14 protein-coding genes and 1 rRNA gene are annotated in these 16773 nt (G+C 36.4%); 12 read left to right on the forward strand and 3 right to left on the reverse strand.

Annotated features, from left to right (window positions below; all coding sequences use genetic code 11):
* Both BMY85_RS02365 and BMY85_RS02375 read left to right on the forward strand, forming a co-directional pair.
* A 23S ribosomal RNA gene (locus BMY85_RS02365) occupies window positions 1-310 on the forward strand; the annotation flags it as partial.
* 914 nt (window positions 311-1224) lie between these two features.
* Window positions 1225-4086, forward strand: coding sequence for an AMP-binding protein (locus BMY85_RS02375; protein ID WP_092475936.1), 2862 nt, complete (start codon window positions 1225-1227; stop codon window positions 4084-4086).
* Between the two features lie 69 nt (window positions 4087-4155).
* Here BMY85_RS02375 and BMY85_RS02380 read toward each other — a convergent pair whose 3' ends face one another.
* From BMY85_RS02380 to BMY85_RS02390, 3 genes are read right to left on the reverse strand one after another with little or no spacing between them, the layout of a single operon-like run.
* Window positions 4156-4677, reverse strand: a complete 522-nt coding sequence (locus tag BMY85_RS02380) for a DUF4364 family protein (RefSeq protein WP_092475939.1) — start codon at window positions 4675-4677, stop codon at window positions 4156-4158.
* 1 nt (window position 4678) lies between these two features.
* Window positions 4679-5617: a TIGR01212 family radical SAM protein gene (locus BMY85_RS02385; RefSeq protein ID WP_092475941.1), complete on the reverse strand. Its 939-nt coding sequence runs from the start codon at window positions 5615-5617 to the stop codon at window positions 4679-4681.
* A gap of 24 nt (window positions 5618-5641) precedes the next feature.
* Window positions 5642-6790, reverse strand: coding sequence for an NAD(P)-dependent malic enzyme (locus BMY85_RS02390; protein WP_092475944.1), 1149 nt, complete (start codon window positions 6788-6790; stop codon window positions 5642-5644).
* Between the two features lie 215 nt (window positions 6791-7005).
* On the opposite strand from BMY85_RS02390, the gene rho reads away from it, so the two are divergent.
* The 10 genes from rho to BMY85_RS02440 all read left to right on the forward strand — a co-directional run bounded on the left by rho (window position 7006) and on the right by BMY85_RS02440 (window position 16732).
* Complete coding sequence (gene rho / locus BMY85_RS02395; RefSeq protein WP_092475947.1) at window positions 7006-8634, forward strand: transcription termination factor Rho; 1629 nt, start codon at window positions 7006-7008, stop codon at window positions 8632-8634.
* A gap of 130 nt (window positions 8635-8764) precedes the next feature.
* Complete coding sequence (gene rpmE / locus BMY85_RS02400) at window positions 8765-8968, forward strand: 50S ribosomal protein L31 (RefSeq protein ID WP_092475950.1); 204 nt, start codon at window positions 8765-8767, stop codon at window positions 8966-8968.
* 110 nt (window positions 8969-9078) lie between these two features.
* Window positions 9079-10248 carry a DUF1385 domain-containing protein gene (locus BMY85_RS02405; RefSeq protein WP_092475953.1) on the forward strand — a complete coding sequence of 390 codons (1170 nt, stop codon included), beginning with the start codon at window positions 9079-9081 and terminating at the stop codon, window positions 10246-10248.
* On the forward strand, window positions 10248-11078 hold the full coding sequence (prmC, locus tag BMY85_RS02410; RefSeq protein WP_092475955.1) for a peptide chain release factor N(5)-glutamine methyltransferase: 831 nt from the start codon (window positions 10248-10250) through the stop codon (window positions 11076-11078). Before BMY85_RS02405 ends, prmC begins: the two co-directional genes overlap by 1 nt.
* Before the next feature lie 19 nt (window positions 11079-11097).
* Window positions 11098-12171, forward strand: coding sequence for a peptide chain release factor 1 (gene prfA, locus BMY85_RS02415; RefSeq protein WP_092475958.1), 1074 nt, complete (start codon window positions 11098-11100; stop codon window positions 12169-12171).
* Window positions 12172-12357: 186 nt separating this feature from the next.
* On the forward strand, window positions 12358-13731 hold the full coding sequence (locus tag BMY85_RS02420; protein ID WP_242939656.1) for a TrkH family potassium uptake protein: 1374 nt from the start codon (window positions 12358-12360) through the stop codon (window positions 13729-13731).
* 13 nt (window positions 13732-13744) lie between these two features.
* Window positions 13745-14404, forward strand: a complete 660-nt coding sequence (locus tag BMY85_RS02425; RefSeq protein WP_092475964.1) for a potassium channel family protein — start codon at window positions 13745-13747, stop codon at window positions 14402-14404.
* A gap of 17 nt (window positions 14405-14421) precedes the next feature.
* Complete coding sequence (gene rlmB / locus BMY85_RS02430; protein WP_092475967.1) at window positions 14422-15204, forward strand: 23S rRNA (guanosine(2251)-2'-O)-methyltransferase RlmB; 783 nt, start codon at window positions 14422-14424, stop codon at window positions 15202-15204.
* Window positions 15205-15353: 149 nt separating this feature from the next.
* Window positions 15354-15806, forward strand: a complete 453-nt coding sequence (locus BMY85_RS02435) for an NfeD family protein (protein WP_242939657.1) — start codon at window positions 15354-15356, stop codon at window positions 15804-15806.
* Window positions 15803-16732 carry an SPFH domain-containing protein gene (locus BMY85_RS02440; RefSeq protein WP_092475972.1) on the forward strand — a complete coding sequence of 310 codons (930 nt, stop codon included), beginning with the start codon at window positions 15803-15805 and terminating at the stop codon, window positions 16730-16732. The genes BMY85_RS02435 and BMY85_RS02440 overlap by 4 nt, the downstream gene beginning before the upstream one ends.
* Window positions 16733-16773 lie beyond the last annotated feature (41 nt).

Here is a 16773-nt window from a genome sequence, read left to right on the forward strand (position 1 = left end):
CGTCGTGAGACAGTTCGGTCCCTATCCGGCGCGGGCGCAGGATATTTGAGAGGAGCTGGCCTTAGTACGAGAGGACCGGGCTGGACGAACCTCTGGTGCATCGGTTGCACTGCCAAGTGCATGGCCGAGTAGCCAAGTTTGGAAGGGATAAACGCTGAAGGCATCTAAGCGTGAAGCCCCCCTCAAGATAAGATATCCCATGAAGTCAATTCAGTAAGGCCCCTTGAAGACGACAAGGTTGATAGGTCAGGGGTGGAAGCATGGCAACATGTGGAGCTGACTGATACTAATAGGCCGAGGGCTTAATCAGGAATTAGGAAAGGATGTAATCTGTACTGTATGCGGTTTTGAAGGCATAATGGAAAAAGAGACAGCCAGAAGGCAATGTCATTAAGTTAAGGTGGAAATTACAGATTCCTGTACCAGAGATGGCAAAGGGGTCTTTTTATTTTGTAAAAATAGTTGACATTGGTCAGAAGGCTGTTTTTTGAATCCTTTAGCAAACATGGTACTATTTGATTATTGTATAAATCGACAAAATATTATAAGATATGACTTGATTGAAGCAGAAGTTTCAAATAGGGAGTTAAAGGCTATGAAAATGATATATATTTCAACAAGATATCTTAAATGTGAGAATAAAATTTTTATTGAGAAACTCGAGAATTAAACTGCCAATATTGTGATTTTATATTAGCAATAACAAAAGAAGAATACTTAATAATAGATAAATAATAAAGACGGGATGGCCTACTCGTAAAAAGATGTTGATGAAAAAATCAACATCTTTTTCTAAATATATAGAAATTTTATGACTTATTTTTGTAAATTAGCATCCTGTTTTTGTATATTTTTTTACAATAAAACTGTAACATTTGCATAACAAATTTAAGTAATTACTGTATTGACTACATATAACTATAAAGGAAATACAAAAAATTATGTTTAAATAATTATCAAGTGGTAAATCCATTGATGAAACAGTAAGATTATGTTAATTTTATTATGACTAAAATGTATGCGTTTTAGAAAATATAGTGAAGCAGGTTAAGTTTGTTGTTACAGATAAAAATAGGGGCTTGTTATATATTTATAAAGTATATATAGTTTAATGAATGAACTATATAAATTACGATAATCAAACATACAGTTGAGGGAATAAGATTCTAGAATTATTTGGTACGTTGATAACTTAGTTTCACAAAAAGAGAGGAGAATATATATATGGAATATTGTAAAAACATGACGGATTTGATTGAGCATATGAAGAGGGAAGAGTCAAATTTAATAGCATACAGGTATTTTCGGGAAGGCAGTAATCATGAGGTAACTTATCATTTTCTTGTGGAAAAGGTGGAAAAGATAGCTTCATGGATGAATCAGAATTGGGGAGAGCGAAATGTAATTGCTATATTTGGAGAGACTACATATGAATGGATGGCTACATATTTAGGAATAATGACAAGTAACAACATTGCAGTTATATTAGATAATAAATTGATACAGGAGCAAAAAGAAAGGATTTTAAATGAGTTAGAGGTGGATTATGTATTTCACGATAGTCTGGATATAGGACAGAAGTATAGCATTCGTTTGCATTGCAGTAAAGTAAAAGACATTTTTCATATAATTGACTTTGTAGAAGAAGATAGAGAGGATTTTGAGAAAATACAAATTAAAGTTAATGAAGATGATGTTGCACAATATATTTTTACTTCTGGTTCAACGGGAAAAAGCAAGGTAGCCGCTTTTTCTTATAAGAATGTGGCTAGTATTGTGCAGATTCGTCAGGCATCATTTGTGGAAGAACATGATGTTGTTTTATCTGCGCTTCCTATTCATCACTGCTTTGAATTGGGAACGCAGTTAAGTGAACTTTATTATGGGGCGACAATATGTATTAATCAGAGCAGGGATAAGGTGATTGAAGATTTAAAATACTATGAACCGATGTTAATGAATCTGGTACCGTTACAGATAGATGAGATATTGAGAAGCTTCAGGCTCTGGTGCAAAGAGCAGGAAATTAATCCAGAAGACCAGAAGATGAATGAAAAGCAAAAAGAACGATTTCATGAAAAGTTTGGAAGAAGATTATGCCGTATTCATAGTGGAGGGGCTCCGCTGAATGGTAAACTTGTATTAGAAATGAGTTATTATGGAATTCAGATAATTAACGGATATGGAATGACAGAAATGTGTGGACACATATGCAATAATATTCATACACTAGAGAAGCCTAGTGCTGTGGGAATACCGTTTCGAAATGATGTGGTAATTAAAATTGCACCAGATCAGGAGATACTTATTAAGGGACCTAATCTGATGCTAGGTTATCGGAACATGGATCGAAGTGAAGCTTTTACGGAAGATGGCTTTTTAAAAACTGGAGATTTGGGATGTATAGATGAAGATGGAGATTTACATATTATTGGCCGAAAGAAAAATATAATTCTATTAAGTAATGGAGAAAATGTCTATCCAGAAGAGTTAGAGGCATTGCTTAAGGGGATAGAAGGGGTATTGCAGGTATCTGTATTTGAATGGGAAAACCAGATTACGGCCTTGATTTATCCAGATAGCACTTTAAATCATGAAAAAATAAAAGAAGGAGTTACTGGGCTTAATAAAAAACTTGCTGCATATAAGAGAATAACAAAAGTTTATTTTCGTGAGAAGCCTTTTCCTAAGACGGGGTCATCAAAGATTGATAAGAACCAGTTAATTGAGGAGTTTAAGAAGGCAAATCTGACGAAGTATGTGCCTCTTAATTCAGAGGAAGAAAAACTAATTGCTAAAACAATTTCGCAAGTTCTAGTCTGTGATGAATTAATCGGAGCACTAGATAATTTTTTTGCATTAGGAGGAAATAGTTTGACTGCGTTGGCAGTAGCAGCAAAGTTAGAAATAAATCCGCAAATGTTATATGAACATCCTAATGTTCGTGATTTAGCAAAGGCAGTTGAACAAAAAAAATCAGATATTTTACAGGATGAAAGTTATGTAAATGATTTGATAACCCATACAAAATACTCTGTAAATGAAAAGGAGATAAAAAATATTCTGCTTACAGGTGCAACTGGTTATTTGGGGGCACATATATTACAGGAACTGGTTCGTAAAGATAATGTCAGAGTTTATTGTCTTGTTCGTTCAAAATCAAAGATAGAGAAGGTTTATCAATATTACTTTGGAGAAGTCTTGCCCAATAGGGTGGTTCTAGTAACTGGAGACATTGGAAAAGAGAGAATGGGAATAACTTCAGAATTATATGACAACATGGTGAATAAAATTGATACGGTTATTCATGCTGCGGCAAACGTTCATCATGTTGGGGATAGTGAAGCATTTATGAATACTAATTATTATGGAACAAAACGAATAATAGAGTTCTGCAAACAGGCAGATGCGGTACTCCATTTTGCTTCATCCTATGTTTCAAGTGGTTTTGCAGTTGTTCCAATACATTCAGATGTTTCCGTATTTACAGAGCAGATGCTATACATAGGACAAGACTATAAACAGAATATTTATGCCCATACAAAGTATTTGTCTGAAGTGGAAATATTAAAAGAAAGGGAAAAAGGATTAAAGGCAAATATCTATCGAATGGGGTGTTTGACTAGCCGGAGAAAAGATGGTGTATTTCAGATAAATAGAGAGGAAAATGGTCTGTTAAAGCGTCTTAGAGGTGCACTGAAATTAAGAGTGTTTCAGGAGAATATGAAGTGGACGCCAGTTGATTTTACAGCTGTAGATGAGTGTGCAGATGCATTTGTGCGTTTAATCTTCTCAGGAAAGGTAAATCATATTTATCATATGTTTAATCCAAATACAGTGACAATGAAAGAGATAGGAGAACTGTATGGAGTAAATATTCAAAGCGTCTCGGAAAAGGAATTTCATGAGAAGGTAAGAAAACAGCTGGATGATGAGGAGATAGCGACATTATCATTTTATACAGAAATGATTGCTTGTTCAAAGCCGTTACGCATAGATAACAAAGAGACTGTAGAAGAACTAAAAAAACTAGGGTTTGAGTGGGGAATCAGTACAAAAGAATATATACAAGGGTTCATTGGTTAATAGTCCTTGCGAAATTAAATAAAAAAGAGAGTACAGTCCATTTCATTAGGAAGGAATGTACTCTCTATATTATTCTGCCATCAATGTTTTTATTAAGTATGCATAGACCTTCTGGCTTTTGTTCTTCCAATTGTTACAGATCGTTTTGGCTTCCTGTTCAGTAGAAACACTAAGATTGATTTCTACTATTTTAGAGCCTTGTTCTCTTACATAACAGGTTGCTACGAATTCGTCCTTTTTCTTTTCGTAATAGTCGGCTAGAATAGAAACTTCTTCACGGAGTTTGTATTTATTATCTCGTAAAAAAGTATCAATATCATTTCGTATGGCTTCAGAAATATCACCATCAAAGAAATGAATCGTTTCCCTGCCTGCTTGTGTAATTTTAAAGTAAGAACTATTACGGATTGTTTCAGAGGTAATTAAGTCAGCATCCTTCATTTCAGAGATAGACTGCTGGACATTAAAATAATTCGTGTAATCTTTTTCTAGAATGAAGTCCGTAATTTGCGCATTGGTTAATGGAAAATCGACTTTATCTAGCATATATAAAATAATTAATTTGTATAAAGTTGAAGCATCTGACTGCAAATTATATCTCCTTTCTAGCTGGTTGGAATAAACGGCCTTGCCAGGTGCTGCGTACGGCAAGCTGTTGATTTATTTTGTTCATGACTTCCCTTTTTCTCATACTCCAGGCTGGTGCCAGAAGCAAGTCTTTGGGACCATCACCAGTAATTCGATGGACTACAATATGTTCAGGCAAGATTTCCAAGCAGTGAATAACCAGATCCACATATTCTTCCATGGTTAAAATATGAAACTCATTTATATGATTTGCTAAATCTGTTCCTTTTATGACATGGAGAAGCTGCAGTTTAATTCCTTGGACTGGTAACTGGCTTACATAGGTTACACTGTTTAAAATGTCTCGTTCTGTCTCGTGTGGGAGGCCTACAATAATATGAACAATAGTTTCAATTCCTAAGTTGTATAGTTTCAAAACTGCATCGTCAAATACCGAGAGAGGATATCCACGGCGAATAAATGCAGCAGACTGTTCATTTGTTGTCTGCAAACCTAATTCTACCCATACAGGCTTTTTTTTATTTAAGCTGGATAATAATTCTAGTACATCATCTGGAAGGCAGTCAGGACGGGTTGCAATGGACAATCCTACAATATTCGGATGGGCAATAGCCTCCGTAAATAGTTTCTCAAGGTATGCGACAGGTGCATAAGTATTTGTAAATGCTTGAAAGTATGCAATAAATTTTGAACCGACAGATTTGGATCTGGATATGCCAGCAATTGCATTATCGATCTGTGCAGTCACAGAATCAGATTTTGGTGCAGCAAAATCTCCCGAACCACCTGTACTACAGAAAATGCAGCCGCCTACTCCTATTTTTCCATCACGGTTGGGACAAGTCATCCCACCGTTTAATGAAATCTTATATACTTTTTCACCATATGTCTGTTTTAAGTAATAATCTAAAGAGTAATAGCGTTTATCGTTCCAAATTTTCATGTTTTAATACCTTTCTAGCAAATCTTATTTTATGTGAGCCTTTACTGCATCACTAACAACTTGTGATACACGTGGGTCAAATGGTTCAGGAAGGATATTTACATCACTTACCTGATCGTCTGGAATTAAGCCTGCAATTGCTAATGCAGCAGCTAATTTCATTTCTTCTGTAATCTGTTTTGCACGTCCTTCTAAAGCTCCTTTGAAAATGCCAGGGAAAGCTACAACATTGTTTACCTGGTTAGGAAAATCAGAACGTCCGGTTCCTACAACTCTTGCACCAGCAGCTTTCGCAACATCTGGCATGATTTCAGGAACTGGGTTAGCCATTGCAAATAAAATCGCATCCTTATTCATAGATGCAACCATTTCAGATGTAACAATATTAGGAGCAGAAACTCCAATAAAGATGTCAGCACCTGCCAAGGCATCTTTTAAAAGCCCTGTTTTATTAGATAAATTTGTAACTTTCATCATATCTTGTTGCATCCAGTTCAGATTTGGTGTATTCTGAGATAGTATACCGACTTTGTCGCACATGATGATATTTTTGAATCCGTAGTTTAAAAGCAGTTTTGTAATTGCAATTCCAGCTGATCCAGCTCCGTTTACTACGACATTACAATCTTCTTTTGTTTTATTTACAACTTTAAGAGAATTGATAATTCCAGCCAATACTACAATAGCAGTACCATGCTGGTCATCATGAAATACTGGAATATCTAATGCCTGCTTTAAACGTTCTTCAATTTCGAAGCAGCGTGGAGCAGAGATATCTTCCAGGTTAATACCGCCAAATGCTGGTGCAATATTGATAACCGTTTTAATTATTTCTTCGGTATCCTGTGTATTAAGACAGATAGGGAAGGCATTTACATTGCCAAATTCTTTGAAAAGAACGGACTTACCTTCCATTACAGGCATGGCCGCATATGGTCCGATGTTACCAAGACCAAGAACGGCACTTCCATCAGAAACCACTGCAACAGTATTGGATTTTATGGTATACTTATATGCAGCTTCCTGATCCTGTGCAATTACTTTACAAGGCTCTGCAACTCCAGGTGTATAGGCCAGTGCTAAATCTTCTCTGGACTTCACTGTACATTTAGATGTGGTTTCTAATTTGCCATTCCATTTTTCATGTAAATTTAGTGCAATATCATTTGTCATACTGGTTCCTCCGTGTGCTAGTATTTGGAATATTATAATAACTATGCTTAATCATAACACTAGAATTTGTGTAAATCAAGGAAATTTAAAGACAGGTCTTCACACTAGGAAATAATTGGTGTATAATAGTAAGATACATAAATATATCTTTTTAACATCTTTGATCTAAAACAAATCTGTTCATGTATCCGTTATAAAGAAGGAGTTTAAAATTTATGAGTAATATATATGAAGGACTTTCTTTAGTAGAATTAAGAAAGATAGCTAAAGAAAAAGGCTTGAAAAACGTAACAATAATGAGAAAACAAGAGCTTATAGACAAGCTTTCTATGATAGAACAGCCTAATAAAGAAGAAAAGAGTGAAATAAAAGAACAGGCACTGAATCAGGATACGGTGAAAGCAGCCGCTCCAGCAGCGCAGCCTGTTGCTCCAGCAGCACACAATGTTTTGCAGGAAAGACCTGCTTTTAGGGCTGACAGAAGGGCCAGTGAAAATAAGGCTGATGTGAGAAGAAAAACAGAAGTAAGAAAGAATCCGGCGGTACGTGATGACCAAAGAAGAGATGAATTTACCCGTCAGACTGCTAATAATGGAAATACAGGGAATACAATGATGAACTCCAGTCAAGGAACAAGAGAATTTGTAAAAAGAGAAGAAAGTCCAAAACGAGAAGAAACAAGAGGTTTTGGAGTGCCTAGTGACATTGAACAGTTAGACAGTGGTGAGACAAAAGAAGGTATTCTGGAAGTATTGCCTGATGGATATGGTTTTATCAGGTGCGATAACTATCTTCCAGGAGAAAATGATGTATATGTATCTCCTGCACAGATCCGCAGATTTAATTTAAAAACGGGAGATATTGTAGTTGGAAATACAAGAATCCGTAATCAGAATGAAAAATTCAGTGCTCTTTTATATGTAAAGAGTGTCAATGGACTGCATCCATCAGAAGCCATGCACTGTAAGAAATTTGAAGACCTGACACCAATATTCCCAAATGAGCGTATTCATCTGGAGCTTCCTGGTGGAGGAGTTGGCCTTCGTATGGTAGATTTAATCAGTCCAATTGGAAAAGGACAAAGAGGAATGATTGTATCTCAGCCAAAGGCTGGAAAGACCACGTTATTAAAACAGGTTGCAAGAGCCATTACAACGAATCATCCAGAGATGAACCTTTTAATTCTTTTAATTGATGAACGTCCTGAAGAAGTGACAGACATAAAAGAATCAATCGAAGGTAAAAATGTTGAAGTTATTTACTCAACGTTTGATGAATTACCAGAAAATCATAAACGAGTATCGGAAATGGTGATTGAGCGTGCAAGACGTCTTGTTGAGCATAAGAAGGATGTCGTGATTCTGTTAGACAGCATTACTCGTTTAGCAAGAGCTTATAACTTAACTGTTCAGGCAAGTGGAAGAACGTTATCTGGTGGTCTGGATCCAGCAGCATTATATATGCCAAAGAAATTCTTTGGTGCGGCTAGAAATATGCGTGAAGGCGGAAGCCTTACTATTTTAGCAACTGCTTTGGTAGACACAGGAAGCCGTATGGACGATGTTGTGTTTGAAGAATTTAAGGGAACAGGTAACATGGAACTTGTTCTTGATCGGAATTTGTCAGAAAGAAGAATATTCCCAGCAATTGACCTTCCAAAATCTAGTACAAGAAGAGATGATCTTCTGTTAAACCAAAGTGAACTAGAAGCATCTTACCTAATGAGAAAAGCATTGAATAGCATGCGTTCCGATGATGCAGTGGAAAGGATCATTGACTTGTTTGTAAAAACAAAAAATAACAAAGAATTTGTGGAAATGATCAAGAAAGTAAAATTAATATAAAAGCTACAGTAAAACTGCTTGCATAAAAATGTAAGCTGTGATATAATGAACAAGCTGTGTGTGTGATGTACGATTTGTTGCACACAACTAGATCGGTTGGAACCGATTAATAATTTGAAGAGGTGAAAATATGAGAGAAGGAATACATCCTGATTATCATCAGGCAAAAGTAACATGTAACTGTGGTAATGAATTTGTGACCGGTTCAACAAAAGAAGATATTCATGTTGAAATCTGTTCCAAATGCCATCCTTTCTATACAGGACAGCAGAAAGCGGCAGCAGCTCGTGGAGCTATTGATAAGTTCAATCGTAAGTATGGCTTAAATAAATAAAAAAGAATGTAGGTTGAGGTTGTCAGATCTCAGCCTATTTTTTCATGTAAAAGAATATTCTTTTGCATATAGATGAATGACAGGAATCTGAATATGGAGGCATTTACAGGATGAAGATGTCAGGCATAGGTGGACAGGCGGTTATGGAAGGCGTCATGATGAAGAATCAGGACAAAGTAGCCATAGCCGTTCGAAAACCTGATGGTGAAATAGAAATAAAACAGGATACATTTCGCAGTTTAACGCAAAGAAATAAGTTTTTTGGAATTCCAATTCTACGAGGCATGGTTACCTTTGTAGAATCTCTGACGGCTGGGATGAAAGCGTTGGCGTATTCATCTAGCTTTTATGAAGAGGATGAGGTATCACCGACAAAGTTTGAAACAGCATTTAACCGGATTTTTAAAGAAAAGGCAGATGCGGTTATGATGGCATTAGCAGTGCTGTTTTCTATCCTGCTTACGATAGGCCTTTTTGTACTAGTACCTTTTGTTGGTGCTAACTTTTTAGATAAATTAATAGAATCAGCGGTAGTTCTGTCTATTTGTGAAGGGGCACTGCGTTTGGCATTATTTATTGTGTATGTGCTTTTGATTTCACAGATGAATGACATTAAGAGAGTTTTTATGTATCACGGAGCAGAGCATAAGACTATCAACTGTATCGAACATGGTTATGAGCTTACAGTAGAAAATGTAAGAATACAGTCCAAAGAACACAAACGATGTGGCACAAGTTTCATGGTTTATGTATTATTTTTCAGTATTGTATTTTTTACTTGCATCCAGGTGGAAAATTATTTTCTGAAAATGGTTCTTCGTCTGCTTTTGATTCCAGTGATAGCAGGAGTATCGTACGAGTTCATTCGTTTTGCGGGAAAGAGCAATTCTAAAATCATGCATATTTTAAGTCGTCCTGGCATGTGGGTGCAAGGATTGACAACCAAGGAACCAGATGATGCCATGATAGAAGTTGCAATCCGTTCAGTAGATAGTGTTTTTGACTGGAAAACATTTGTAGAAGGGTTTAACGGGCAGACAGATGAAGTAAAACCCAAGAGGCGAGGTTTTCTTGAAGATGATCCAGTTACTGAAGAGGATGACCTTGATGAAATCTATGAAGAAGAACAGGCAGACGAAGAAATGGCAGTAGTGACAGATTCTGGGGGACAGCAGTTATTTAATGACTGTGGGGATATTATGCCTGGTTTCCTAGAAGAAGAGAAGGATGATGTGCTGGATGCTTTAGATCGCTATTTTGAAAGAAAAGAGAAGAAATAATGGCAACGTTAGAACAGTTATGGACAGAAGGAACAGAGGCTCTGGAAGCAGCAGGAGTGGAGGAAGCCAGTTTAAATGCATGGTATCTTCTTTCAGAAGCTTTTTCCATTACGAGGGCATCTTATCTTCTTAGCAGGGGAAAAGAAGCCGGTGTGGAAGAAACAGGCCGGTATCTTGGCTGGATAGCAGTACGGGCAACCCGTTATCCTTTGGAGTATATTCTTGGAAAACAGGAATTTATGGGACTGTCTTTTAAAGTGAATGAAAATGTTCTGATTCCAAGACAGGATACAGAAATTCTGGTAGAAGGCGTTTTAAACAGTGCAAAGGGAAAAAAGGTACTGGATATGTGTACTGGCTCTGGATGTATTGCAATTAGTCTTGCTAAGTTAGGAAATGCTTTAGAAGTTCATGGGGTGGACATATCCAGAGAAGCACTAATGGTGGCAAAAGAAAATGCGGATCATAATCAAGTGCAGGTTGAATTTGTGGAAAGCAATCTTTTTGGGAATGTAACAGGAAAGTATGATATTATTGTTTCTAATCCGCCTTATATTGAAAGTAAGGTAATAGAAACTTTAATGCCTGAAGTAAGAGAGTTTGAACCTGTGCTTGCGTTAGATGGAACGGAAGACGGGCTGTATTTTTATAGAGAAATCAGCAATGCTGCACCTGAGTATCTGACAGAAGAAGGAGAAATCTTCTTTGAGATAGGATACAATCAAGGTGAGGCGGTAACAAATATACTGAAAGCAGCTGGATTTGCTTATGCACAGGTGCGTAAGGATCTTGCAGGTTTAGATCGGGTAGTATATGGTAGATTGAGATAAGTAAGAGGAGACATATAAAATGTTTGATAAGTTAGAGGAGATTGTTAGAAGACAACAAGAAATAGTAAATGAATTAAATGAACCAAGTGTAGTAAATGATCAGGCTCGTTTCCGTAAGCTTATGAAAGAGCAGACAGACTTAGCGCCTATTGTAGAAAAATATTTAGAGTACAAAGAAGCTAAGGCTGGTATTGAAGACAGCTTAGCAATGTTAGAAGAAGAATCGGATGAAGAGTTAAAAGAACTTGCGAAAGAAGAATTAAATGACTGTAAAGAACGTGCTTCTGTTTTAGAACAGGAAATTAGAATTCTTCTTCTTCCAAAGGATCCTAATGATGATAAAAACGTTATTGTTGAAATTCGTGGCGGTGCAGGTGGTGATGAAGCTGCTTTATTTGCAGCCGAGTTATATCGCATGTATTGCCGTTACGCAGAACGTAACCGCTGGAAAGTGGACTTAATGAACCTGAACGAAAATGGAATTGGTGGATTTAAAGAAGTTATCTTTATGATAAATGGACAGGGAGCCTACTCTAAATTAAAATATGAGAGTGGCGTACACCGTGTACAGCGTATTCCAGTAACAGAATCAGGCGGCAGAATCCATACTTCAACTGCTACAGTAGCAATTATGCCAGAAGCAGAAGAAGTGGATGTACAGATTGATATGAATGACTGCAGATTTGATGTATTTCGTGCTTCTGGAAATGGTGGACAGTGTGTCAATACAACAGACTCTGCTGTCCGTTTAACACATATTCCAACAGGCATTGTTATTTCCTGCCAGGATGAGAAGTCCCAGTTAAAGAATAAGGATAAGGCGTTAAAAGTGCTTCGCTCCAGATTATATGACTTAGAACAGCAGAAAGCACATGATGCAGAAGCGGAGGCAAGAAGAAGCCAGGTAGGCAGCGGGGATCGTTCTGAAAAAATCAGAACTTATAATTTCCCTCAAGGCCGTGTAACAGATCATAGAATTAAATTTACTTCTCATAGATTAGAAGAAATTTTAGATGGGGATTTATTTGAAATAATTGACAATATTATTGGAGCAGATCAGGCAGCAAAACTTGCCAAAATGAACGAAAATTAAAATACTGTCTATGCCCAGTATAAAATAAGGCCTTTCCTGCACTTGTAAAGTGGAGGGAAGGCCTTTTGCCCTGTTAAATATGGAAAAATAAAATTCTAAACTAATTGAGAAAATATTATAAATGTGATACTATATTTCCAAAAGTTTCGGATGCACAAACCGAAAAAGATTCGGAGGGCAGGGGAAGTGTTTCGTTTTAGAAAAAAAATTTTAACAACTACACAGATTATTGCTTATGGTTTTTTTATTACCATAATTATTGGGGCATTGCTCTTAATGCTTCCTATTTCATCTAAGAGTGGGGAATGGACGAACTGGGTAGATGCATTATTTACTGCTACTACATCTGTTTGTGTAACTGGTTTGACTACGGTTAGTACATTAGATCACTGGAATTTTTTTGGACATCTGGTGATTCTGGTACTTATTCAATTTGGTGGATTAGGTATCGTAACATTTGCAACAGCAATGCTTCTTATATTAGGAAAGCGTATTACATTGCGTGAAAGAATGTTAATTCAAGATGCATATAATTTAGATACTTTAAGAGGACTTGTAAAACTGACAAAGAAGATTATGAAAGGAACGTTTATTGTAGAGGGGATAGGAGCAATTTTATATTGTTTTGCATTCGTTCCACAGTTTAAGTTTGTGAATGGATTTCAAAAGTCCGTTTTTTTGTCAGTATCAGCATTTAGCAATGCAGGAATGGACTTGCTTGGAAATAATAGTCTGGAATTTTATCGAGGGAATTTATTAATAAATGTTGTGACTATGACATTGATCATTTTAGGGGGACTGGGATTTCCAGTATGGTGGGACTGTATTCGTATTGCACGCTATCAGAGAAAGCAGAGAAAGCCAATAGGTGAACTTATAAGAAAATTTGAGTTACATTCAAAAATAGTTTTTACCGTAACGGCTTTTCTTATACTAGGCGGATTTGTTTTAATCCTTCTTATTGAATGGAATAATCCAGATACGTTAGGAAAGCTTTCATGGTGGGAAAAAGGATTAGCAGCTATGTTTCAGTCGGTTACTCTTAGAACAGCAGGATTCTTTACAATTCCACAAAATGCATTTCACGATGCCAGTTCTTTTGTATTTTTAATTCTGATGTTTATTGGTGGTTCACCATCTGGTACAGCTGGCGGAGTAAAAACAGTAACGGTTGCTATGCTTTGTTTAGCAGCCTGGTCTGTTGTAAAAGGAAGAAAAGATACGGAAGTGTTCCATAGGAAAATAAAGAGCTGGTACATTAAAAAGGGACTTGCAGTAGTATTGATCAGTTTTACGGCAATGATGGTGACTGCCATGCTGCTTCTTATAATAGAAGAAAAACCATTTTTAGACATTTTATATGAAGCAGCTTCGGCAATTGGTACGGTTGGTTTAACAAGAAATATAACGGGTACATTATCGACAGCAGGAAAACTTATAGTAATTTGTGCTATGTATTTAGGAAGAATAGGACCAATTACAATGGCACTGTTTTTTAATACAAAGAAAGTAAAAACTGGTGGAAGGACACTTCCGGAAGAAAGAATTATTGTAGGATAAAGAGGATGATGAAATGGCAAAGAAAGAGTTTGTAGTATTTGGGTTAGGCAGATTCGGAAAAAGCGTAGCAGCGACATTAGCAGAAAGTGGCTGCAATGTACTGGTTGTAGATAGTAACCAGGAAAAAATTCAAGAGCTTGCGGATATTGTTACTTATGCTGTAAAAGGAGATGTAGCAGATGTAGAAATGCTGGAATCTCTTGGACTTAGCAATTTTGACGGTGCAATTGTTGCAATTGGTGAAAATCTGGAGGCTAGTGTTATGGTAACCATTTTAGCTAAGGAAATGGGGATTCCTTATGTCATGGCAAAAGCACAGAATGAGCTGCATGCAAAAGTATTAAAAAAAGTAGGTGTGGATCAAGTTGTATTTCCAGAGAAGGAAACGGGAATACGTGTTGCCCACAATTTAGTGATGGGCAATTTCTTCAATGCCATAGAATTATCTTCTAATTTCAGTATTCTGGAACTGGATGTTCCAGAAGAATGGGATGGGCATTCTCTAAAAGAGTTAAATATTCGTGCAAAGCATAGTTTAAATGTAATCGGAATTAAGAAAGCATCTGAAATGAATATTAATCCAGCACCAGATGAGAAGCTGTCAAAAGAAGATGTACTTATTGTAATCGGAGATAATGATTCATTAAACAGGATAAAAGAAAAAGTAAAATAACAGCATGGAGGTTTTACATGATAAGCAGTACCAGCAATAGCCGGATAAAGAATATTAGCAAGCTTCTGAAAAGCAGTAAAGAAAGAAAAGAAAAAGGCGTTTTTATTGTAGAAGGCATTAAAATGTTTCTTGAAGCAAAAAAACTTGGATTAATTGTAAAAGCGTATTTTTCAGAGAGCCTTTTTAAAGACTGGGTACAGGACATTAATTTTAAGGAAATTGATTATGAAGTAGTGGACGACAAGGTATTTAGAGAAATTTCAGATACGATTACACCACAGGGAGTTGTTGCAATTGTACGTATGGCAAAGATTCAATTGGATGATTTATTTGATACAGAATCTATGTGTCTTGTGTTTTTGGAAAATTTAAGAGATCCAGGAAACTTAGGCACAATTGTGCGTACAGCTGAAGGAGCAGGGATATCAGCGATTATTTTAAGTAAAGAATCAGTTGATATTTATAATCCAAAGGTAGTCAGATCTACGATGGGTTCTATTTTCCGTATGCCTGTTTTATATGTAGATGATATAAGAATGGCAATGAAAAAGGCTCAGGAAGCAGGAACTGTTTTGTATGCTGCCCATTTGAAAGGGAGAAAGTTTTATGATGAAGTAACATATGAAAAAAAAGTAGGGATTGTTATCGGAAATGAAGCAAATGGCCTTACGAAAGAAACCGCTGATCAGGCGGACTGTTATATTAAGATTCCGATGAGTGGCCAAGTGGAATCATTAAATGCAGCAGTTGCTACTTCGATTATAATGTATGAGGTATACAGGCAAAGAAGAAACAGCTGAAAAAAATTTTAATAATCTGTAGTATAAATTAAGATTTATATTATAGATTAAGGAATCCTTACGTTTGTCTTAAATACCTGCAAATCGCTTGTTTTTGCAAATTTTTTAGAGTAAAATGAGACCATAAAAAATAGAAATGTGAGGTGAGAATGATGGAATCTTTAACACTTATATGGCTGATTGCATTGGCAATATTTATTGTAATTGAAATTATAACGTTAGGTTTAGCGACAATATGGTTTGCCTGCGGTGCATTAGCTGCATTTGTTGCAAGCCTGCTAGGTGTTAATGTGCAAGCACAATTTGTTTTGTTTACCGTCGTTTCGCTAGCTTCCTTATTTACGGTGAGGCCTTATGTTGCTAAAAAATTTACTAGTGAACGGATTAAAACGAATTGTGAAAGCTTAATTGGAAAAAGTGCCCGTGTAGTTGAGAAAATAGATAATATTAATGAGACAGGAGTTGTCTTTATTAATGGCTTGGAGTGGACTGCTCGAGCAGAAAATGATGCAATTGTTGATATAGGAAAGTTTGCACAGATAGTAGAAATTAAGGGTGTTAAGTTAATTGTAAGAGAAATGAAGGAGGAAAAAATAGTATGAAAGAGCTTACATTGGTATTAGGAATTGTTGCTATTGTACTAGTATTATTGCTTGTTACATCTTGTGTGAAGATTGTACCTCAGGCACATGCCTATATTTTAGAAAGATTAGGTGGCTATCAGAAAACCTGGGATGTAGGCCTGCATTGGAAATGGCCTTTTATTGAGAGGGTTGCGAAAAAGATTAATTTAAAGGAGCAGGTAGTAGATTTTCCACCACAGCCAGTTATTACAAAGGATAATGTTACAATGCGTATTGACACGGTTGTATTTTATCAGATTACGGATCCAAAGCTTTATGCATATGGGGTAGAAAATCCCATTGTAGCTATTGAGAATTTAACAACAACTACATTACGTAATATTATTGGTGATTTGGAATTAGACCAGACACTTACTTCTAGAGAAACAATTAATGCCCAGATGCGTGCAAATCTAGACAGTGCTACGGATCCATGGGGAATTAAAGTAAATCGTGTGGAACTAAAAAATATTATTCCGCCACAGGCAATTCAGGAATCCATGGAGAAACAGATGAAAGCGGAACGTGAACGAAGAGAAGCTATTCTGATTGCAGAAGGGGAAAAGAAATCAACTATTCTTGTTGCAGAGGGTAAGAAACAGTCTGTTATTCTGGAAGCCCAAGCGGAAAAAGAAGCTGCTATTTTAAGAGCAGAAGCCAAAAAAGAAGCAATGATCCGTGAGGCAGAGGGGGAAGCAGAAGCAATTGCCAGAGTTCAGGAAGCCAATGCCAATGGTATCCGTTTCTTAAATGAAGCGAAACCAAGTAATGCGGTTATTCAGTTAAAAAGCTTAGAGGCATTTGAAAAGGTAGCAGATGGCAAATCTACAAAAATTATTATTCCGTCCGAGATTCAGAATATGGCTGGAATGGTGAAGTCACTTACTGAAGTTGGAAAAGAATAAAGGAGAATTAGTTTTTATAAGGTAAAATATTGGCAGGGAAT

The sequence above is a fragment of the [Clostridium] polysaccharolyticum genome, assembly GCF_900111595.1.
In the GTDB taxonomy this organism is placed as follows: domain Bacteria; phylum Bacillota; class Clostridia; order Lachnospirales; family Lachnospiraceae; genus Clostridium_AI; species Clostridium_AI polysaccharolyticum.